A 20,185-nucleotide genomic window follows, 5' to 3' on the forward strand; every position below is an offset into this window, starting at 1 on the left:
TAGACCTGCATGGAGTATCTGATCTCCCTGGTCGACCCGTGGGGCACCGAATGGTCACTGACCCGAGGTGCCCCCGGCCGACGAGGGGTCTACCTCATGGGCCCGATCGGCCTGCAGACCCCGGTGGAACACACCGCCCGCTCCACCTCCCAGCAGATCGGAGCAACGCCCATCGGCTGGGCCGCCGACCAGATGGAAGCCACCTGGAAACTCGGCTTCCGCGGCGACGACGGAGACCCCCTCCTCGAAGTGTGGTCGATGTTCTTCCGCAGCTTCGGCCAGTTCGACGCCTGCGAGCTCCGCTCCACCCTCCGGGAAAAGGGCACACTCACGACCCCGGTCATCCGGGGCAAGGATGAGATCTCGCCGGAGAAGTCGCCCGCCACCCCGGGCCTCAAATCCCTGGAGATCGACGTCCCCGCCATCAGCTTCCAGGGCTGCTGGCACGGCGAGACCACCAGCTACACCGGCACCAACCAGATCGTCAGCAACCCCGGCGACCTGCCCGCCTGGCCCATCATCCGCTGGACCGGCGCTGGAGCCTACGTCACCGCGCCGGGAATCGGCCGGGTCGCGTTGCCGAATGCGGGAACGCGGTGGGCGGAGCTGGACACGGATCCGGAGAAGGCGTCGCGGGTGCGGGTCGGCGAAGTGGATGCGCCGGATCTGTGGCGCGGCATGCGCGGCCAGCTGTTTCCCGCGCCTGTTGGTCGGCAGTCGGAGGCGATCTGGGGATTCGAGAAGTGCTCGGGCCTGGTCACTCCCAGGCATACGTCAATGTGGAGGTGGTGACAGGTGGCATTCGATTGGACGAGCTGGCGCTCCGCCCGCGACGCCGAGCACGCGGCAGGGCAGCGCACTGTGTGGCTCTTCGACAATCAGATGGTGCCGGTGTGCTCGCTCTCGGGGTTCCTCGAGGGGAGCTACGGCGACGCCTGCAACGCCGCCGGCGCACTGAATATCAAGTTGCCGGGTAATCACCCGGCGGTGCCGGAGATCCTCATGATCGACCAGGCGACGACGGGCAACCCGAAAGCGCTTCTCGACCAGTGGTTCTGGATCGTCGTCGAGACGCCGAGCTACCGGGTGACCTACCGCCTCGCGGAGATAGAGCTGCTCCAGGAGGACGGTGCCGATTCGGTGGCCGTCCTCGGCGAGGGCTTGTGGGAGCACCTGCACCACATGCCGCTGTGGGCGTCCCCCAGCCTGCCGCTGGCAGCGCAGCTCAAGTACGCCGACGTCCAGGCGGGGGACTCTCTGCGAGTACTGAAGTCCTATCTTCACCGCAATCTCGCGCGCGAGTTTCAGCCCCTCATGCTCGCAGCCTGGGATCTCTGGTCACCGCTGACCTGGTCGGGGATCAACCCGAGCTCCTGGCCGCTCATGGTCAGCCCGATCCATGAATCCACGACCACGGAGTGGACGGTTCTCGACTCCAGGTTCAACTCGGCGGGCGAGATGTTCTCGGCCACCCTGGACGCCGCGGGGCTGCTGCTCACCATCGAGCTGTGGCTCCCCGGCGACGAGCAACCTTTCCCCTCGCACGCCACCTTGTCGACGCCGACGATGATCCTCGACATCAAGCCCCGCGCCTTCGACACGTCATCGACTGGCCGCATCGGCGATGTCATCCGGGGGATCAGGGCCACGATCACGGGCGACCAGACGACCAAGGCGCTGGTCCTCGACGACTCCTGGTTCACCGGGCAGAACCCCAATGCCTGGTGCGTGTGGTCGGCCGACCACATGAAGGGGATCACGCACCGCCTGGTGGTGAAGAAATCCACGGACTCCCGCGTCATCGTCGGTGGCCGCTCCCCGCAAATCGTCAACTCGCTCATCGCCGCGGCATCGTCGGCGATGTGGCAGGGCATCGGCGCCGGCATCGGCGCTGCCTTCCCGCCACTCGCTCCGTTCGCGGCCGCCGCCGGCGCGTTCATCGGCCACATGCAGGGCGAGCTACTCAAGGACAAACTTTTCGCCTGGATCCAGTACCCGGCCTACGCACGAGGCCAGGCCCACGGCCCCTACCGCTACCGGGGCATCGTCAAGCCCGGTGACGGCTTCTCCCTCTCGTCGCTCCAGCAGGGCTTCACCGCACTACAGGAGACCCAGGGATCCGTCTCCACCGAATTCACCGTGGGAGATGGCCAGCCCTACGTCCTCGGCCGCGACTTCCGCACCGGAGACCAGGCGGCGGTGATCTCCCTCGGAATCATCTTCGCCACCTACGTGGAGTCCTGGACGGTGACGGTTCACCGGGGCGGCGACGACGTCGCCCTGGGGATGGGAGATCCGCGTCTGCGCGAGTCCCCGTCCCGCTCGCTCGACCGCTCACTCAAGGCCACGGCCGACGCCTTCGACCGCTTCAAGACTGCTATCCCCTAAGGAGGGCCCGTGAACGCCCAGATCGATTTCATGTTCGAGCACCCCGCACCCGCGGGGAAGCACCCCTACATTCAGCTATTCCTCAACCCGCTCGGCATGAAGCTGGACAACGAGTTCATGAACGACCTCTCCACCTTCATCTTCGATATGTGTGGGGCAAAGCTGCACGACGTCGAACCGCACACCGTGGAGTACTCGCGCGGCTGGGATGATCCTCGCAACGTCGATGAGATTGTCCCGGGCTCGGAGCTGACGAGCGTGTGGTCGCCCGATCTGCCGCCCGGGCTGACGCTCAATCCGAGGACGGGGGAGCTGCAGGGCGTGCTGCCCGCTGGCCCGTACACCTGGACGGTGCATGTCGGCCCGCAGGTGAAGTACGACTCACTCGGCGGATCCGGCTCCCCTCATGAGGAGGGCCGGTGGATCGGGGCCCTGGAGGATCGGGAGCGCGCTGTGCCTCAGCCGGTCGACGTCGCGGCGCTTACGCCTGCGCAGCGTGAGGCGCTGCTCGCCCAGCTGCAGCAGACCGGGACCGAGGAGGTGGGCTAGATGGGTGTCTCGCCGGACCGATATACCCCTCGCTGGGATGGATCCCCGCAGGACCTCCGCGACTACGGCACCGCCGGCAACGACCTCGGATCCGGTCTAACCGCCGGATTCAACAACATTATCGGCGGGATTGGTGACGCGATCCGGGGCATCTTTTCCCCGGGTGGAATCTTCGCCCCGGTGGGTGAGGCCATTAAGCCGATCCGCGACGGCCAGCTCGACCTGCTTGAGCGCACTGATTTGCTCGAAGGCATTCAGGGGTACTGCGCCGCGTACCTCACGGAAAACATCAACGTCGAGTGGTCGCGCGACAACTGGAGGGACATCAAGTACTCCGGACGCCTCGGCCCAGAGAAATCGATCAGCCTGGACCCCAGCTCGGGGCAGATGGTCCTCGGTGGCGGCGGACTATACACCGCCTATGCAAAGCTTCACGCTCGCCGGACAAGCTTCACCGGCGGCGACTACGGCTACCTCATCGTCGAAGTGCTCCGGCCCGATTCGACCGTGTACTCCCGCAGCCACAGCGAATTCGTCATCCCCCGAGACCGCGAACAAACCCTCTTCACTGCCTACCCATTCGTGGTCCCAGCAGAAGGCTACCGGGTGAAAGTCCGCGCCTACTCGGACAACTGGCGCTGGTGGCAAGGCGGCACCGAACGCAGCACTCTGCACGTGATCCGACACTCCGCCGTCGCAGAAAACTCCGGCCAGCAAAACGTCCCAGACGAAACCCAACCAGGCTAAAAGGAGGCGACCATGACAATCATAAAAGGTCACCTGAAAGACGTGGCCGGCAAGAACTTCGAGGCCCAGGGCACCGCGCTGCTCCTCCAATCCCGAATCACCCGCCCCGCAGAAAACGGCGGCGGCGTCATCCTCCAGGAGATCCACCGCATCCCCCTGTACAACTCGGGAGGAAAATTCACCACACCCGCCCTCGACCCCGGCCCCATCCGCGTCGAAATCGCTGGTGGCGTGTCGCACGGCACGCACTGGGACATCGACCTCCCCGCAGAGGGCACCCACGAGCTCGCCGACCTCATCGGCACCACCACCGAATGGACACCCGTCGTCGTCGCCCGGGCCGAAGAAGCCGCGCGCCGGGCGGAGGCAGCGCGTGATGAGGCAGTCGAGGCTGAGAAGGCTGCGGTAGCGACGGCGACTAAGGCCGAAAAGAAAGTGGATCGCGCCGTCTCCGATGGTGCTGGTGTGATCCGCGAGGTGGTCAAGGCTGATGCTGACCGGGCTGAGGCAGGGCGCACCGGGGCCGAGGCGGCGGCTGCGTCGGCGAAGGCCTCGGCGTCTGCGGCGAATACGGCCACGGAGACGGTCACCTCGGCCGTCACCCGGGCGGAGCAGTACAAGAACACCGCCGCTGAGCAGGCTACCAACGCGGCGGGTAGTGCTTCGACGGCTAGCCAGAAGGCGGGTCTCGCCACGAGCGCGGCGAATACTGCCAGCCAGAAGGCAGCGGATGCAGCGGGCAGCGCGAGCGCCTCATCCGGTAGTGCTTCGACGGCTAGCCAGAAGGCGGATCTCGCCACGAGCGCGGCGAATACCGCGAGCACTAAGGCGGCAGATTCGGCGGCGTCGGCTGCGGCTGCTGCGGCGAGTGAGAAGAAGGCTGCGGATACGGCGGCGGCTGGCGTGGCAGATGCGACGACCACTGCCAAGGGAAAGGTCAAGCTGGCGGGGGATCTCGCGGGTACGGCAGACGCGCCCACCGTCCCTGCGCTCGCGGGCAAGGCGAACACGGGGCACACGCACCCCAGAGCCGATGTCACAGGTCTCACCTCCGAGTCAGTGACCCCCACCGCCAGCACGGTGGTCCTGCGGGACGGGGCGGGGCGCGCCCAGGTCGCAGCCCCGGCGGTAGACGCCGATGTGTCGACCAAGAAGTACGTCGACGACCAGGACAAGATCCTCAAAGCGCAGGTAGAAGATCGCTTCGTGATCTGGCCTTACACAGGCACGAAGCCCACGACTGCCCCTTCGGGTGCGGTGGTGGGGGATTACCTCTGGGGCATCACCACCGCCGAGCTCTCACGAATCACAGGGGTCTAAACGTGACATCCAGCACCAGCGACCCAAATTCATCGACGCAGCGCACCAAGGAGAAAAAGACATGACCATTCGGGACGATATTCAAAAACTCTCGGAGATTGACTTCGTCGATCTGCGAGGGTGGATGGTGAACACCGAGACTGAGAGGCGCGCCAACGCCCCCGCTTTGGACGTTGCCCGGGCGGGGGTCATCGAGGATATGCGCAAGGCGGGCACGATCCCCGACCCCGCGCCGGAGGTGAAGGTCACCGACAAGACCAAGGTGACCGACTTCGCGGAGTGGGTCAACCCCGGCACGGATCACGCGAAGATGTATCTGTTCAGCAAGAAGGTGCGCAAGAACGGCAAGGTGTGGGAGTCGCAGGTGCGTGGCCTGAACTCCTGGGAGCCGGGAGCACCGGGGATCGACGACCGCTATTGGAAGGACGTAACGGCGCAGGTCATCACCCCACCCGCCCCGCCCGCCGACACAGCCACCCCAGCAGCACCCACCCTCGATGGCACGCAGGCGCGCCCGTTCCCGTTCGCCGCGGGGCTCGCGCTCACGGTGGGCCAGTACGTCACCGACAAGGGCATCACGTACCGGGTGCTCCAGGCGCACACCTCGGCTGCGCACTGGCCGCCTGCCGCCGCAGTATCCATGTTCCAGAAGATCTAGGAGACCCGCATGGCGTTCACCACACAACTCATCGGCACCATCGGCGGCGGCGGGGGGGCGTCCTGGGCGGGGCGTTTCACCGGAAAGGGAACCGTATCGCGCACTGTCGGTAGGGAAGGGAAGAACTACGTCCTAATAAATCGCGGCGGGACTTTTACGGCCAACGGGTCGGCGGTGGACGGCGGGGCCACGGCGAACAGCCCGTATGACGTCCCCAGCATCGCCACGGGTCCAGTCACGATCACCTTCACAGGGGCGACCACAACCAGCGCGGGCTCGATCTACGTCACCGAAGTCGACCCGGTCTAGACCGCGGGGTGGTCCACGTGCTCGGGGTGCTGCATGACCCCGCACGCGGCGCACTCCCACGTCCTGCCGCCCATGCCGCCCGACCGTGGGGATGATGCCCACCCCGGGCGCACCGACCCCGCACCCGTCCACGACACACCACACGCCGGACACCGATCCGGCACCACCTCACACCACTCGCTCATACGAGCGAATCCTAGCCCCCGTCATCCGGCGCGGGGCCATTCTCATGCCCACACACCGGGCAGAAAGGCACCACCATGGCAAACGCATTCACCGCCGACATCGACCTCCTCACCGCAAACGACGACGGCCTCGCCCCCGCTGGCCGCAACATCTTCACCTTCCACACCTTCGAAGGCCAGGATCTCTCCGCTGAGGCCATGGCCCGCTATCAGCTCAGCCCGGCCGCCGGCGGCTCGTATCACGGCGTCATCGATGCCGAAGGCCGTACGGCCCGCGAGAACGATGACGAATACATCCCCTGGGCCGCCATGTTCACCGGCAACCGCGCCGGGTGGCACTGGTCGCTGGCTGGCCGAGCATCCTTCACCCGCGAGCAGTGGCTCGCCCGCCCGAAGCAGATGGAGAAGTGCGCGATCGTCCTCGCCGCCTACGCCAAGGAGAAGGGAATTCCCACGGTCAAGCGAAGCCACGTCGAGGTGCGCGCCCGTCAGGGCGGCGTCTGTGGCCACGACGACATCTCAAAGGCGTGGCAGGAATCCGATCACACGGACCCGGGCGTGAATTTCCCCTACGACGTGGTCATCGCCCGGGCGAACGAGATCCTGTCCGGCGGCACCGCCCCGACCCCTGCGCCGGAGCGGCCGCAGCCCGCCGGTGAGTTCACCGGCAACAAATACCCGTCCTACCTCGACGGGCGCGAACTGCGGTTCTCGGAGTACCTCCGCTTCGTGGACTACAAGATCACTCGCCTCTATGAGGCAGAGTTCGGTACGGGCGCTGACCTTGGGATCAAGGACGGAACGTTCTCTGCGGCGTCGGTGGGCGAGCAGTACCCGTCCTACGTCGACGCCTCCAAGAGCTTCACCCTTGACCAGTACCTCCGCCTGATCGACATCAAGGCCACCCGGCTCTACGAGAAGCAGGAGACCGCCAATGCCTAACCGCGATTTCACCCCGGACACCCGCAAGCGCATCTATGACACCCTGACTCTGCTCGCCGGCATTGTCGTCCCCATCGCAGCGATTTGGGGAGTGACCGTCGATGCGGAGCTCGTCGCAGCGGTCGTGGCCGTATCTGGCTCGATCCTCGCAGCGGTCGGCAACTGCCTCGCGCGCCGCAACGTCGACAACTACGTCGGCGAGCACCGGGCAGAGGGGTAGGCCGTGCCCATCGACCATCTCCCCGCCCGGGCGCAGCCCCTGGCCCGTAGGATCCGGGCATTCATGCTGACCGACGGCATGCTCATGCTCCTCATCGGCGTCGCACTCCTCTCTCGAGGCTGGGTGAGCCACCGGTACCACACTGACCTCACCATCGTCCCTCACCCCGCAGACCTGCTCCTGCCCACGTGGGGATGGTCCTACGCTTGGCTGGTCCTCGCGCTCGCCAACATCATCCTGGCCCGGTGGCATGATTCCAGGGCCGCAGCCATCGCGCTTAGCCTGGCAGCCACCAGCATCCTCTTCTGGGGACTCGGTTACCTAGTCTTCACACCCGAGCAATTCTTCTTCCGCGGTGTCATCTACGTCGCTTTCGCATTCACTATCACCTGGTCGACCTGGCGCGGTCGGCGCGGGCAGGTCACCATCAGGGAGGTAGCCCATGACCGTCACGACACTCGCAACGGCGACGAATAGCGGGGCCACGATGGACGGATGGCAGGGCGTCATCATCGCATTCATTACCGCCTATTTCGGCTACCTCACCGTGAAGGGCAAGCGGCAGGCGGACGCGGACAAAGTCCCCGCCGACGCCGCGCAGGTTTCCGCAGACTTCCGTGAGCTCGCCGAGATGAGCGGAAAGATCATCGAAGAGTTGCGGCACCAGGTCGGGGAAGTCAAGGGCGAGCTTGCGAGTCTCCGGTCCGAGTTCGGCACTCTGGAAATCAAGTACAGGGGCTCCCTCCGATCGCTGCGCGAGTACCGGCGCGAGCACCCCACTACCGTCGTCGTCATCGACCCCGAAGTCCTCCGCGACCTCTAGCCCCATGCCCCCACCTTGGCCGCCGCGCCGGGTGGGGGCTCTTTCTCGTTCTGAGCCCTGGACTTTATGCAAGACCAAGCCGAACGCAGGTGCCCCATCCCGAGCGGGATGGGGCACCGAAAGCTGTTCTCAGAGTCTAGTAAGTAATTGCCGGGCGCTTGGGGGAATTCTGCACCCACTCATCGACGCATTCTACGTCGGGAATGAACTGGGGAACGGTAGAGGACCGCGATTCGATGACCTCCATCTGATCCACTTCCAGCCCGACAAGCTCCGCCAGTCCCAGCACAAACATAAACGCCTTCCGATGGGAGTCGGCATCTACGTCGAGGAGGATGGTGGGGCGATCAGGGTCTTCCATAAGGGCACTGCCGGGGACGATATCGAGAATGCGGACGAGGGCGGTCCAGTCGTCATTGACAACAGGGGGCGTAGTTACTTCCAGAGTGAAGTTCTTCATGATGGTCACCTACTTTCAATGCTCGTCATCCTATGTCATCAAAGCTGACGTTCGCACCCTGACGCCTGAGGAGGGAAACCGAGTTTCTGTCGCCCCTGGCGTCTGACGGGGTCGATGAAAACTTGACTGGACGTGCGCGTTTTCCATCTAGGCCTACGGCCCCTTCGGGGGGATTGAAGCGGGGGTGGTTGTCCTTGGTGGGGGCATACGTCCAACCTTGCACCGCGAGCTTCTTCGCGAGCTTGCGTAATCGTTTGGGGGGCAGATTCATCGTGTTGCGCATCACCGATCGATTTGGACAATTTGGTAGGGGGGATTCTAGCTGACGAGTTTTTGGCGTAAGAATTAATAGTGTTGGTGATTTCGCGCTGAAACTATTACCGAGTTGCGCAGGGTGCGATCACTTCCAAGGCGAGTGGCTTCCCTGCGGCCGGGGTGCAGACATTTTCACGCCCCGGGCCAGGCGGGGCTAGACCGCGGGGTTCCACCACACGTCACCCGACACCCCGCGCTGCGTCCAGCTCGGCTGCCATGCCGGGCATTTCGCAGTTACGAGGTTCGGGGCCCCATTCGGAACCAGGACGGAACGGCGCGGCATAAACGGCAGGTCAACCGGCATTCCGCGCTCACTCGTAATGAGAAGGTCGCGAGTTCGATTCTCGCAGGCGGCTCCAATGAAGAAGCAGGTCAGCCCCACATTCCACTAACGGAAGGTGGGGCTGACTGGTTCGCCCCGGGTTTAATGGAGGGTAGGAAACTGGAAAAGGAATCCCTTACATGCCCGTCAAGTACACCCCAGAGCTCAAGCAGCGCGCCATAGAACTCGTGCTCCACGCCCAAGCCGACCCTGACACGGCCCGGGGTGCGGTCACCCGCATCGCCGCCGAGCTCGGCGTGAGCAAGGAAACACTGCGCGTCTGGGTCCGCACCCACAAACAATCCGGTGTTGGCACCCCGGCCGAGTCGGTCGACCTGGAAGCAGAAAACCGCCAGCTGCGGGCTGAGCTCGCCGAAGCCAAACGCGCCAACGATATCCTGAAGAAGGCCTCAGCTTTTTCGCGGCGGAGCTCGACCGCCCACACAAGTGATCGTGCGATTCATCGACGACAACCGTGCCCAGTTCGGGGTCGAGCCCATCATCGGTGTCCTGGCTACCACCAGCGCGAAGATAGCCCTGAGCACGTATTACGCCCACAAATCCCGGCCTGAATCAGCCCGGTCTATCCGGGACAAGCAGATCACCCGGGCGCTACGCCGCATCTTCGAGGACAACTACTCATGTTACGGTGCCCGGAAACTGTGGGCGGAGATCAACCGCGAAGGCACCTTCGGCCACGTTGCCCGCTGCACTGTCGAACGCCTCATGGCCGCCGACGGCCTGGCGGGTATCCACCGAAGGAAGAAAAAGCCCTCGACCCGCAGCGCGGACGCCGATCAGTGTCCGGTGGACCTGGTCGACCGGGACTTCGCTGTGACCGCGCCGAATATGTTGTGGGTCGCCGACATTACTTATATTCCCACTCGGGTCGGCTGGGTGTATGCGGCGTTTGTATTGGACGCCTACTCGCGTGAGATCGTCGGTTGGCAGGTGACGAATCATCTGCGTGCCTCGCTGGCGCGGGATGCGTTGGATATGGCTTTGTCGGCACGGCTTCGTGATGGTGAGGACGTTTCCGGGTTGATCCATCACAGCGACCGTGGAGTGCAGTACCGCTCCATTACCTACGGCGAGTCATTGGCGGAGTCGAAGGTCGTGGCCTCGGTCGGATCCCGCGGCGACTCCTATGACAACGCGATGGCCGAGGCGTTGAATTCGGTGTTCAAGGCCGAGCTGATCGACCGCAGGACGTGGCCGGCGCTGACAGATGTGATCGTGGCGACCTCGAAGTGGATCGGGTGGTACAACAATCGCCGACTGCACTCCGCATTGGCTCATCGCCCGCCGAAGGAAGTTCATCAGGAATGGCAGAAGTGTCAGGCCTACGCGGCCTGATCGACAAGTAAATCACCCTCTACAAAACCCGGGGCTTGACAAAATGACGACCGGAGAAGATACCCATGGCTGTGATTATTTCACGTCGCTCTTCCTACTGCCCCAACTTTGCAACAGCACCGTTAGATGAGGGTGGCGCCGTATTCCACGGTCCACTGGCGTACCCAGTTGATGAAATACGCCCACGCCCCGCTGGCCAGGGCAATGCCCACGGCGACCATGAGCACCCCACCGAACATCTGGATCTTGCGGGAGTGGCGGCGCAGCCACCCCACGGTGCGCATCGCCCGGGCCGAGCCGAAGGCCATGAGAAGAAACGGCAGACCCAGGCCCAGGCAGTAGCCGATGATCAGGATCACCCCACGCACAGCGGTCATCCCCTCGGTGCCGGCGGACACCGAGATGATCGCCGCCAAGGTGGGCCCCAGGCACGGCGTCCACCCCAGGGCGAAGACCCCGCCGAGCAGTGGCGCACCCAACCAGGTGGACCACTTCTTCGGGGCCATCCGGGTGTCGCGCTGCAGGGCAGGCACCATCCCCATGAACGCCAGACCCATGACGATGGTGATCACCCCTCCGATGCGCATGAGGGTCTCAGCATTGAGCGTGAGCATGCTGATCGCCCCAAAGACGGTGACGGTGGCCAGCACAAAGACGATGGTGAAGCCGAGAATGAACAACCCGGCCGCACCCGCTACCGCCCACTGGCGTTTGGTGACCACCGTGCCCCCCTCGGCGTCGTAGTCGACCTCCCCGCCGACCACACTGGCCAGATACGACATATACCCGGGTACCAGGGGTACGACGCACGGGGAGGCGAACGAGATCAGACCTGCAGCTGCCGCAGCCAGGATGCCGATCATCAGTGGCCCGGTGGCCGCGGCGTCGGCGAACTGCTGGCCGATCGCCAACTGCGCCATCACATCAACGGTCATGATGCTGGTGCCTCCTCGGCCAGCGGCAGGGCGACATCAAGGATGTCATCGGCGGTGACCTCCCTCAGGAACACCGCGGCCGGGCGGTGGCTTCGGTCCAGGACAATGGTGGTCGGGATGACCGAGGTCGGCACCCCACCCAGGGCCGCAGCGATACGAAACGGCGGGTCGTAGATCGAGGGATAGGTCACCGCGTTGTCGAGTTTGAAGTCCTGGGCGATGGTCTGGTTGTAGTCACGGACGTTGATGCCCAGCACCGTGCCACCGAGGGGGTCGAGAGTCTCCTGGACAAGCTGCAGGTCATCGACTTCCGCCCGACACGGTGCACACCACTGGCCCCAAGCGTTGAGGACGACGACCTCGCCTTCAAAATCAGACAGGCTGATCTCCTCACCCTCCTCCATCAGCGACGGGCCGGAGAAGTCCGGCAGCGGGGCACGTTCCTCCTCTGCGTAGATAATCTCGGTTTGGCCTCCTGGTGAGTGGAACTGGAAGGTGCCCCCGACGGCGACGGCGTTTCGGGCGCCGTCGCCTGAGGAACAGGCCACCAGGGTCACGGCGGTGAGCACCGCGGCAACCGCGATGGCGGCTCTGCGGGGTGTGCTCGGCATGGATTAGATCTCCTTATTCCGGGGCGGTGGGAAAGAAGACGGTGTTCTGGTTGTCCCGGAAGACCACAACACCGAGGAAGGTCATCGTGCTGCCCGGTGGGTGGTCTGCAGCGACTCTGCCCACCTCGGCACTCAACCCTGCTGTGGGGGTTACTCGTAGCGAAGCGAGCTGACCATCCCGGTTTCCATGTGATAGGCGTTATGGCAGTGAAATGCCCACTCACCGGGGTTGTCAGCGATCAGGTCGGCGATCATGGTTTCACCGTGGCGGAGAAGGACGGTGTCCTTGCGTAGCCCGCCGCTGCCGGGCAGCGCCCACGTGTGGCCGTGGATGTGCATGGGATGGGGCATCATGGTCCTGTTGCGCATGACCATCCGCAGGCGCTGGCCCTCCTGCACGGTCGCGGAGGAGGATTGGCCGTCGGTGAGAATGCTCCATTCATACGGCATCATCTGCCCGCCCAGGTCGATGCTGACTTCTCGGTCTGGTGTGCCCTCGGGCAGGAGTGCACGGTCTGCTGGCTTCAGGGAGGACAGAAGCAGTCCGGTGGACGACAACTCGGGGAAGTCGACATCGGGGCGGGGGGCCTGGCCGCCGGCGGTGCGGATGACGGCGAAGGCGCGGTCGTCCTTACCCACCGCCAAAGCCGTGAGCGGGAAGATGCCGTCGCCGAGGATGACCTCGACGTCGACACGCTCGCCCATCGACAGGTAGATCGATTCGGTCTCCCAGGGCTGGACAGGGAAGCCGTCGGTGTGGGTGACGGTCATGCGGTGACCACCGAGGGCCACCTTGAAGATGGTGTCACCGCCGGAGTTGATAAACCGCAGGCGGGCCTTGTCGCCCGGGCGAGCCTCGAAGGTCCGGTGAGCACGGGGGATACGTCCGTTGATGAGGTAGTGCGGATACATCACATCGCCGACATCCCCGCCCAGTACCCGGTCCGGGGTGCCGTGCATCATCTGGCCGTGACCTCCCATTCCCATCCTCCCGTTATGGTCGCCCGAACCCATTCCGGTGAGCTTGTCGAGCTCATCGTCGGGAGTGCCCTGAATGCCATCGACCCAGTCGTCGAGCACGATGGTCCACTCGACGTCCTGGTCCTCAGCGTCTTGCGGGTCACGGATGATCAGTGGGGCGTGGAGGCCGCGATCAAGCTGCAGGCCGGTGTGGGAATGGTAGAAGTAGGTGCCACCGTGGGGGACTTCAAAAACATAGGAGAAAGACTCGCCAGGTTCAATGGGGTCCTGGGTCATGCCGGGCACACCGTCGGCTGCGTTGTGGAGTGCGATGCCATGCCAGTGGATGGAGGTGCTCTCAGGCAGTTCATTGGTGATATCGACCTGGAGGACGTCGCCGGCGGTGGCCTCAATGGCCGCATCCCCGGTGTCAGAGACGTATCCCCACGTCTTGGCTTCGATGCCGCCGATATCCAGGGAGAGGGGCCGGGCGGTCAGTGTCCGGCGCACCGTCGGCTCACCGAGCGCAGTGGGGGTGGGAGTGGGGCGAAGGGAGGGACCTGGTGCCGAGGCAGCGGGTCCAGGGTCGCTGGTGCAGGCGGCCACGGCCCCGGTGCCGGCCAGGACGAGCCCGCCGAGCAGAAACTGTCGTCGGGAAAACGCGTTCGTCATGATTTAACCGTCCTTGGTGCAAGATTTCAGTGACACGGGAGACAGGCGCAGGTGAGGACCCTGCTGAGCCATCACGTCAGGCGCAGGTCTGTGACACAGGTGGCACCGTCGTCGGTGGTGGAAAACTCCGTGGTGCCGGTACGCCCCTGGTAGCTGACCTCAATCAGGCCGGTGGCATCATCGGGAAGCCAGAAGCCAATAAACCCGTTGTCGAAGGTGGTTGTCGCCTCGTCCACCAGCACCTCACCGGTCGCCTCATCGGTGATCGTGACCTGGATATCCGCATTGTCGAGTTCCCCCAGGCAGGTCGTGAGGCTGTGGTAGAAGCAGTCGTGGGTGGAGGTGAGATAGGGTGCGATCGAGACATACGTCTGATTGTCGGGAAGATCGACCACGACTTCCTGGTCATCGCTCGAGAGCAGCAGTTCATCGGCACGCACTGAGGCGATCAGATCCGTGGGACGCTCAGTGACCTTCTGCCGGTCGAGGTGATCAATGATCTCCACCGCGTCCATGGCGGCCAGGCCATGGGTAGTCAGGAATGTATCCTGGGACACCGTCCCGTCGGCGGTGGGTTCCGGGTCGGCGGCCGAACACCCCGTGAGGGCGAGGGCAAGGGCGGCGGCTGCGATCGCTGCTCGTTTCACGTCAATCTCCTTGGATCGTGGTAAGACACCGCCTCAAGGTCGATGCCATACCTTTATCTAGCACGGGTGCCTGACGGACTAGAAATCAAAAACCCTGCTCACAGCCTTATAACAGGGCGAAAAGGAGGTGAATTCGGTGGGCTGGGTCACCACCGGGACACCACCCCACAGCCGTGGGCGATGTCCTTCTACCCGCCCCGGGTATGCGGTGCAGGCAGTGAAATCCCTGGTGGCGCCTGCTGAACCGACCAGGGGAGGCGATGCCGCCGGCCCGGGGTGGGGCACAGGGGTGACGGCGGTCGAAGGGTGATGTTTGAAGATTTGATGAAGATTTCCCCGCCGGGCACTGAGCGAGGGTGGTATTCCCCCTGGCCGGAGCGATACTGGGGTCTATGGCTGACCGCACACCGACCACCGCCACGCCCCCGGGGCGGGTGCTGGTCGTCGATGATGAACAACCCCTGGCTCAGATGGTGGCCTCCTACCTCATCCGGGCCGGCTTCGATACCCGCCAGGCGCACACCGGCACCCAGGCCGTGGACGAGGCCCGTCGCTTTTCCCCCGATGTTGTGGTGCTGGATCTGGGGCTGCCCGAACTCGACGGCCTGGAGGTGTGCCGACGGATCCGCACCTTCTCGGACTGCTACATCCTCATGCTCACCGCGCGTGGCAGCGAGGACGACAAGATCAGCGGTTTGACCCTGGGGGCGGATGACTACATCACCAAACCTTTTAGCATCCGGGAACTGGTGACCCGGGTGCATGCGGTGCTGCGCCGCCCGCGCACCAGCACCACCCCACCGCAGGTGACCACCCCCTTGATCGTTGGTGACCTCATCCTTGACCCCGTCGCCCATCAGGTGCGGGTGGGGGAGACGACCGTGGAGCTCACCCGCACGGAGTTCGAGCTGCTGGTTGCCCTGGCCCTGCGCCCCGGCCAGGTGCTGACCCGCCACGACCTGGTCACCGAGGTCTGGGACACCACCTGGGTCGGTGATGAACGCATCGTCGATGTCCACATCGGCAACTTGCGTCGCAAGCTCGGCACCGACACCCGGGGCCGGGGGTTTATCGACACCGTGCGTGGCGTGGGCTACCGGGTGGGGCAGCCATGAATCACGGACCCGGCCTGACCTTCCGCTTCCTGGCCGCCCAGGTGTTGGTCGTGGTGATTAGCCTGCTGGTGGCCGCGGCCGTGGCCACGATGGTGGGCCCGACCCTGTTCCATGATCATATGTTGATGACCGGCCGGGAGGACCCCTCGCTGGAGCTGTTCCATGCCGAGCAGGCCTACCGGGACGCCAACCTGATCACCCTGGCCGTCGCCCTGCCCACCGCCTTGATCAGCGCCCTGCTGGCCAGCCTGTGGTTATCGCGTCGCCTGCGCACCCCCCTGCAGGATCTCACCCGCGCCGCTACCAGCCTGACGGCCGGCAACTACCGTATCCGCGTGCCCGCCGGAGAAGCAGGCCCCGAGGTCACCACCCTGGCGCATGCCTTCAACACCATGGCCGACCGGCTGGAACACACCGAACAGATCCGCCGCCAGATGCTCTCTGATCTGGCCCACGAAATGGGCACCCCCTTATCGGTGCTCACGGTCTACCTCGATGGTCTCCAGGACGGGGTCGTGGACTGGAATAATGCCACCCACACGATCATGGCTGACCAACTCACCCGCCTGACCCGGTTGATGGAAGACATCGACGATGTCTCCCGGGCCCAGGAACACCGGATCGATTTGGACCTGGCGGAGGAAGGGCTCGGGGATCTGCTCCATACCGCCGCTGCTGCCGCGGGGGAAGCTTATGCTGACAAAGGCGTCGATTTACAGGTCGAGACCATTACGGACACCGCCCGGGTGCTCGTGGACCGGCAACGCTTCAGCCAGGTGATGAGCAATCTCCTGTCGAACGCGCTACGGCACACCCCGGCCGGCGGGCAGGTCCGGATCAGCGTCCACCGACAGGGGGCGTCCACCGCGCTCATCCACGTCGCCGATGACGGCGAGGGCATCCCACCTGGCCAGCTCGGACACATCTTCGAACGCTTCTACCGGGGGGATGCCGCCCGCAGCCGGGACAACGGCGGGGCCGGTATCGGTCTGACCATCTCCAAGGCATTGATCGAGGCCCACGGCGGCACTCTCACCGCCACCTCCCCCGGACCCGGTCGCGGAGCGGTGTTTGCCCTCCGCCTCCCGCTGTCCCCTCCCGACAGTGAGGAGGCTGCTCGGTGACCACACCCTGCCCCGCGTGAGGGCCGTGCCCTCCACCCCTTCAAAATATACCTCAGGGGGGTATATGCTAGAGAGTAGCATCGCCGCATCCCACCGACCCGTAGGAGCTTTCCCATGATCACCTCCCCACCCCGCCTCTTGCCGATGGCCTCCCACGGCTGCAGCTGTTGCGGACCTGCCTCACGTGCCGACACCGCCTCCATCCCTGCCGCCAGCGACTCGTCAGCAGGAGGGTCCTCCCCTAGCTACCAGGTCACCGGCCTGACCTGCGGGCACTGCGCGAAAAGCGTGACCCAGGCCCTTCAGGCCCTCCCCCAGGTCGACGACGTCCAGATTGATCTCGCTGCTGGTGGTGTTTCCACCGTCACGGTCACCGGTGTCGTACCTCCGGAGATGGTTCGCCGGGCCATCGAGGAGGCCGGCTACACCGTCTTATCCTGATCGGTTTTACCCATCATCTCGACCCCGACCGGGTTGAGCGAAAGGAACGTCATGAGCACTCCCCACCATTCCGGCGATCACCATGGTGATCACCCCGCTCCGGAAACAGACCACACCCACCACCCGGATCATGCCAGCCACGAACACCACGCAGATGCCGACACCCACGGCCAGGCGATGCCCCACGATCACCCGCACTCCGCCCTGGACGAAGACCACCACGTTCATGGTCACGGCGAACACGCCGGACACAGCACCGCAATGTTTCGGGACCGCTTCTGGTGGTCGCTGATTCTGTCCATTCCCGTCGTTATTTTCAGCCCCATGGTCGCCCACCTGCTCGGCTACCACCTCCCGGCATTCCCCGGATCCACCTGGATCCCCCCGGTGCTGGGCACGATCATCTTCGTCTACGGCGGAACGCCTTTCCTCAAGGGCGGATGGACGGAACTGAAATCCCGCCAACCCGGGATGATGCTCCTGATCGCCATGGCCATCACCGTGGCGTTTGTCGCCTCCTGGGTCACCACTCTGGGGCTGGGCGGTTTTGACCTGGACTTCTGGTGGGAGCTGGCCCTGCTGGTGACCATCATGCTGCTGGGCCACTGGCTGGAGATGCGCGCTCTCGGGGCCGCGTCCTCCGCGCTTGACGCGCTGGCTGCTCTGCTGCCGGATGAGGCCGAGAAAGTCATCGACGGGACCACCCGCACCGTGGCCATCTCCGAGCTGGTCGTCGACGACGTCGTGCTGGTGAGGGCCGGTGCCCGGGTGCCGGCCGACGGAACCATCCTCGACGGAGCCGCCGAATTCGATGAGGCGATGATCACCGGCGAATCCCGTCCCGTCTTCCGCGACACCGGTGACAAGGTGGTCGCCGGTACCGTGGCCACCGACAACACCGTCCGCATCCGGGTGGAGGCTACCGGCGGGGACACCGCCCTGGCCGGGATCCAACGCATGGTTGCCGACGCCCAGGAGTCCTCCTCCCGGGCCCAGGCCCTGGCGGATCGGGCGGCGGCGTTATTGTTCTGGTTCGCGCTGATCTCCGCTCTGATCACCGCGGTGGTGTGGACCATCATCGGCAGCCCGGACGATGCCGTGGTGCGCACGGTCACGGTGCTGGTCATCGCCTGTCCGCACGCCCTGGGCCTGGCGATTCCGCTGGTCATTGCGATCTCCACCGAGCGGGCCGCGAAATCCGGGGTGCTCATCAAGGACCGGATGGCGCTCGAGCGGATGCGCACCATCGACGTGGTGCTCTTCGACAAAACCGGCACCCTGACCGAGGGTGCGCACGCGGTCACCGGTGTCGCGGCAGCTGTCGGCGTCACCGAGGGCGAGCTGCTGGCCCTGGCCGCCGCCGCGGAGGCCGACAGCGAGCACCCCGTGGCCCGCGCCATCGTGGCGGCCGCGGCCGCCCATCCCGAGGCCTCCCGTCGGCAAATCCGTGCAACTGGTTTCAGCGCCGCCTCCGGCCGGGGGGTTCGGGCCACTGTCGATGGCGCTGAGATCCTCGTGGGCGGGCCGAACATGCTGCGCGAGTTCAACCTCACCACCCCGGCCGAGCTCACCGACACCACCAGCGCCTGGACCGGGCGTGGGGCCGGTGTGCTCCATATTGTCCGCGACGGTCAGATCATCGGTGCGGTGGCCGTCGAGGACAAGATCCGCCCCGAATCCCGCGCCGCCGTGAAAGCCCTGCAGGACCGCGGGGTGAAGGTCGCGATGATCACCGGTGACGCGCAGCAGGTGGCCCAGGCGGTTGGCCAGGACCTGGGGATCGATGAGGTCTTCGCCGAGGTCCTGCCCCAGGACAAGGACACCAAGGTCACCCAGTTACAGGAGCGTGGCCTGAGCGTGGCCATGGTCGGCGACGGTGTCAACGACGCCCCGGCCCTGGCCCGCGCCGAGGTCGGCATCGCCATCGGGGCCGGCACGGATGTGGCGATGGAATCCGCCGGAGTGGTCCTGGCCAGTGACGATCCCCGGGCGGTGTTGTCGATGATTGAGCTCTCGCAGGCCAGCTACCGCAAGATGATCCAGAACCTCATCTGGGCCTCTGGCTACAACATCCTCGCCGTGCCGCTGGCCGCCGGCGTGCTCGCCCCGATCGGGTTCGTGCTGTCCCCGGCCGTGGGCGCGATCTTGATGTCTGCCTCGACCATCGTGGTGGCCCTGAACGCTCAGCTGCTGCGCCGGATTGATCTGGACCCGGCCCACCTGGCTCCCACCAGTCCGAAGGAGGAACACACCACGCCTACTCCGGCATCCACCGCCGTCCACTGATCCACCACTTCTCTCCACTGCCCCCATATGACCCTGAAAGGCTCCACCATGAAGCGCACCCTTGTTCTTTCCGCTCTCGCCGTGGCCTCCACCCTGGCGCTGGCCGCCTGCGGTGAGGCCACCGAGTCAGGCAACACCGACGCCACCACCTCGGCCACCAGCACTGCGACGACTACCGCTGAGACGACCGAGACCACCACGGCGACGACTGAGGCGGACGGGGAGATCTCCGCCGATCACAACGACGCGGACATCATGTTTGCCCAGATGATGATCCCCCATCACCAGCAGGCCGTGGAGATGAGTGAGACGCTCCTGGCCAAGGAGGGTATCCCCGCCCAGGTCGTGGAGTTTGCCCAGGGGGTTATTGACGCCCAGGGACCGGAGATTGACCGGATGAACGCCATGCTCGAGGCCTGGGGCCAGCAGCCGGTCACCGACTCTGGGGGCATGGGGACCATGGACGAGATGGGTGGAATGGATCACGGCGAGATGGGTGGCATGAGCGGGATGATGAGCCAGGAGGACATGACAGCCCTTGAGGAAGCCCAGGGCACCGAGGCTGCCCGCCTCTACCTGGAGCAGATGACCGCCCACCACGAAGGTGCGGTCGACATGGCCCGTGACGAGGTTGCTGACGGCCAGAATCCCCATGCGATCACCCTGGCCGAACAAATTATCAACGACCAGGAGGCCGAGATCGCCCAGATGCAGCAGATGCTCACTGACCTATGACAGGCCCCCGTCTTTTTCTGATCCCGAGGACAGGAATCTGAAAAAGAGGGATAACCGTGACGATT

General features: G+C 64.9%; 23 protein-coding genes and 1 other annotated feature. Of the genes, 18 read left to right on the plus strand and 5 right to left on the minus strand.

Annotated features, from left to right (window positions below; translation table 11 throughout):
* The first annotated feature begins 9 nt into the window (after window positions 1–9).
* The 11 genes from CDOO_RS01875 (at window position 10) to CDOO_RS01925 (ending at window position 8,141) form a co-directional block, all read left to right on the plus strand.
* Complete coding sequence (locus tag CDOO_RS01875; RefSeq protein WP_018021450.1) at window positions 10–792, plus strand: hypothetical protein; 783 nt, start codon at window positions 10–12, stop codon at window positions 790–792.
* A 3-nt stretch (window positions 793–795) separates the two neighbouring features.
* Complete coding sequence (locus CDOO_RS13180) at window positions 796–2,388, plus strand: Gp37-like protein (protein ID WP_018021449.1); 1,593 nt, start codon at window positions 796–798, stop codon at window positions 2,386–2,388.
* A 9-nt stretch (window positions 2,389–2,397) separates the two neighbouring features.
* A complete protein-coding gene (locus tag CDOO_RS13185; RefSeq protein WP_018021448.1) occupies window positions 2,398–2,937 on the plus strand; it encodes an Ig domain-containing protein in 540 nt (179 codons plus the stop codon).
* Complete coding sequence (locus CDOO_RS01890; protein ID WP_018021447.1) at window positions 2,938–3,684, plus strand: hypothetical protein; 747 nt, start codon at window positions 2,938–2,940, stop codon at window positions 3,682–3,684.
* Between the two features lie 12 nt (window positions 3,685–3,696).
* Window positions 3,697–5,004 (plus strand): hypothetical protein, encoded by a 1,308-nt coding sequence (locus CDOO_RS01895; protein ID WP_026159289.1) that lies wholly within the window; start codon window positions 3,697–3,699, stop codon window positions 5,002–5,004.
* Between the two features lie 61 nt (window positions 5,005–5,065).
* On the plus strand, window positions 5,066–5,662 hold the full coding sequence (locus tag CDOO_RS01900) for a carbohydrate-binding protein (RefSeq protein WP_018021446.1): 597 nt from the start codon (window positions 5,066–5,068) through the stop codon (window positions 5,660–5,662).
* A gap of 9 nt (window positions 5,663–5,671) precedes the next feature.
* On the plus strand, window positions 5,672–5,971 hold the full coding sequence (locus CDOO_RS01905; RefSeq protein WP_018021445.1) for a hypothetical protein: 300 nt from the start codon (window positions 5,672–5,674) through the stop codon (window positions 5,969–5,971).
* A 260-nt stretch (window positions 5,972–6,231) separates the two neighbouring features.
* Window positions 6,232–7,098 (plus strand): peptidoglycan recognition protein family protein, encoded by an 867-nt coding sequence (locus CDOO_RS13190; RefSeq protein ID WP_018021444.1) that lies wholly within the window; start codon window positions 6,232–6,234, stop codon window positions 7,096–7,098.
* Complete coding sequence (locus CDOO_RS01915; RefSeq protein ID WP_018021443.1) at window positions 7,091–7,318, plus strand: hypothetical protein; 228 nt, start codon at window positions 7,091–7,093, stop codon at window positions 7,316–7,318. The genes CDOO_RS13190 and CDOO_RS01915 overlap by 8 nt, the downstream gene beginning before the upstream one ends.
* Before the next feature lie 3 nt (window positions 7,319–7,321).
* A complete protein-coding gene (locus tag CDOO_RS01920; RefSeq protein WP_018021442.1) occupies window positions 7,322–7,795 on the plus strand; it encodes a hypothetical protein in 474 nt (157 codons plus the stop codon).
* Window positions 7,761–8,141 carry a hypothetical protein gene (locus CDOO_RS01925; protein ID WP_155861292.1) on the plus strand — a complete coding sequence of 127 codons (381 nt, stop codon included), beginning with the start codon at window positions 7,761–7,763 and terminating at the stop codon, window positions 8,139–8,141. The genes CDOO_RS01920 and CDOO_RS01925 overlap by 35 nt, the downstream gene beginning before the upstream one ends.
* A gap of 136 nt (window positions 8,142–8,277) precedes the next feature.
* Here the strand turns inward: CDOO_RS01925 and CDOO_RS01930 are convergent, their stop codons facing one another.
* Window positions 8,278–8,601, minus strand: a complete 324-nt coding sequence (locus tag CDOO_RS01930; protein ID WP_155861291.1) for a hypothetical protein — start codon at window positions 8,599–8,601, stop codon at window positions 8,278–8,280.
* 777 nt (window positions 8,602–9,378) lie between these two features.
* Here CDOO_RS01930 and CDOO_RS14440 point away from each other — a divergent pair.
* Both CDOO_RS14440 and CDOO_RS01940 read left to right on the plus strand, forming a co-directional pair.
* Window positions 9,379–9,810: a transposase gene (locus CDOO_RS14440; RefSeq protein ID WP_155861290.1), complete on the plus strand. Its 432-nt coding sequence runs from the start codon at window positions 9,379–9,381 to the stop codon at window positions 9,808–9,810.
* Window positions 9,651–9,778, plus strand: a sequence feature (AL1L pseudoknot). It overlaps the preceding gene by 128 nt.
* Complete coding sequence (locus CDOO_RS01940; protein WP_162138661.1) at window positions 9,692–10,594, plus strand: IS3 family transposase; 903 nt, start codon at window positions 9,692–9,694, stop codon at window positions 10,592–10,594. The genes CDOO_RS14440 and CDOO_RS01940 overlap by 119 nt, the downstream gene beginning before the upstream one ends.
* 122 nt (window positions 10,595–10,716) lie before the next feature.
* On the opposite strand, the gene CDOO_RS01945 is transcribed toward CDOO_RS01940, so the two are convergent.
* From CDOO_RS01945 to CDOO_RS01960, 4 genes are all read right to left on the minus strand, one after another.
* Complete coding sequence (locus tag CDOO_RS01945; protein ID WP_018021438.1) at window positions 10,717–11,529, minus strand: cytochrome c biogenesis CcdA family protein; 813 nt, start codon at window positions 11,527–11,529, stop codon at window positions 10,717–10,719.
* The gene (locus CDOO_RS01950) at window positions 11,526–12,140 is read right to left on the minus strand and encodes a TlpA family protein disulfide reductase (RefSeq protein ID WP_018021437.1); all 615 of its coding nucleotides are present in this window, start codon (window positions 12,138–12,140) and stop codon (window positions 11,526–11,528) included. Before CDOO_RS01950 ends, CDOO_RS01945 begins: the two co-directional genes overlap by 4 nt.
* 150 nt (window positions 12,141–12,290) lie before the next feature.
* A complete protein-coding gene (locus CDOO_RS01955; protein WP_020384563.1) occupies window positions 12,291–13,772 on the minus strand; it encodes a multicopper oxidase family protein in 1,482 nt (493 codons plus the stop codon).
* 71 nt (window positions 13,773–13,843) lie between these two features.
* A complete protein-coding gene (locus CDOO_RS01960) occupies window positions 13,844–14,419 on the minus strand; it encodes a CueP family metal-binding protein (RefSeq protein ID WP_018021435.1) in 576 nt (191 codons plus the stop codon).
* A gap of 392 nt (window positions 14,420–14,811) precedes the next feature.
* Between CDOO_RS01960 and CDOO_RS01965 the strand changes: the two genes are divergently transcribed.
* The 5 genes from CDOO_RS01965 (at window position 14,812) to CDOO_RS01990 (ending at window position 20,120) form a co-directional block, all read left to right on the plus strand.
* A complete protein-coding gene (locus CDOO_RS01965) occupies window positions 14,812–15,534 on the plus strand; it encodes a response regulator transcription factor (RefSeq protein WP_003859491.1) in 723 nt (240 codons plus the stop codon).
* A complete protein-coding gene (locus tag CDOO_RS01970; protein WP_018021434.1) occupies window positions 15,531–16,658 on the plus strand; it encodes a sensor histidine kinase in 1,128 nt (375 codons plus the stop codon). The genes CDOO_RS01965 and CDOO_RS01970 overlap by 4 nt, the downstream gene beginning before the upstream one ends.
* Window positions 16,659–16,772: 114 nt before the next feature.
* The gene (locus tag CDOO_RS01975; protein WP_005276120.1) at window positions 16,773–17,099 is read left to right on the plus strand and encodes a heavy-metal-associated domain-containing protein; all 327 of its coding nucleotides are present in this window, start codon (window positions 16,773–16,775) and stop codon (window positions 17,097–17,099) included.
* 51 nt (window positions 17,100–17,150) lie between these two features.
* Window positions 17,151–19,385, plus strand: a complete 2,235-nt coding sequence (locus CDOO_RS01985; RefSeq protein WP_026159287.1) for a copper-translocating P-type ATPase — start codon at window positions 17,151–17,153, stop codon at window positions 19,383–19,385.
* 48 nt (window positions 19,386–19,433) lie between these two features.
* Complete coding sequence (locus CDOO_RS01990; protein ID WP_018021430.1) at window positions 19,434–20,120, plus strand: DUF305 domain-containing protein; 687 nt, start codon at window positions 19,434–19,436, stop codon at window positions 20,118–20,120.
* The last annotated feature ends 65 nt before the right edge of the window (window positions 20,121–20,185 follow it).

Source organism: Corynebacterium doosanense CAU 212 = DSM 45436 (assembly GCF_000767055.1).
In the GTDB taxonomy this organism is placed as follows: domain Bacteria; phylum Actinomycetota; class Actinomycetes; order Mycobacteriales; family Mycobacteriaceae; genus Corynebacterium; species Corynebacterium doosanense.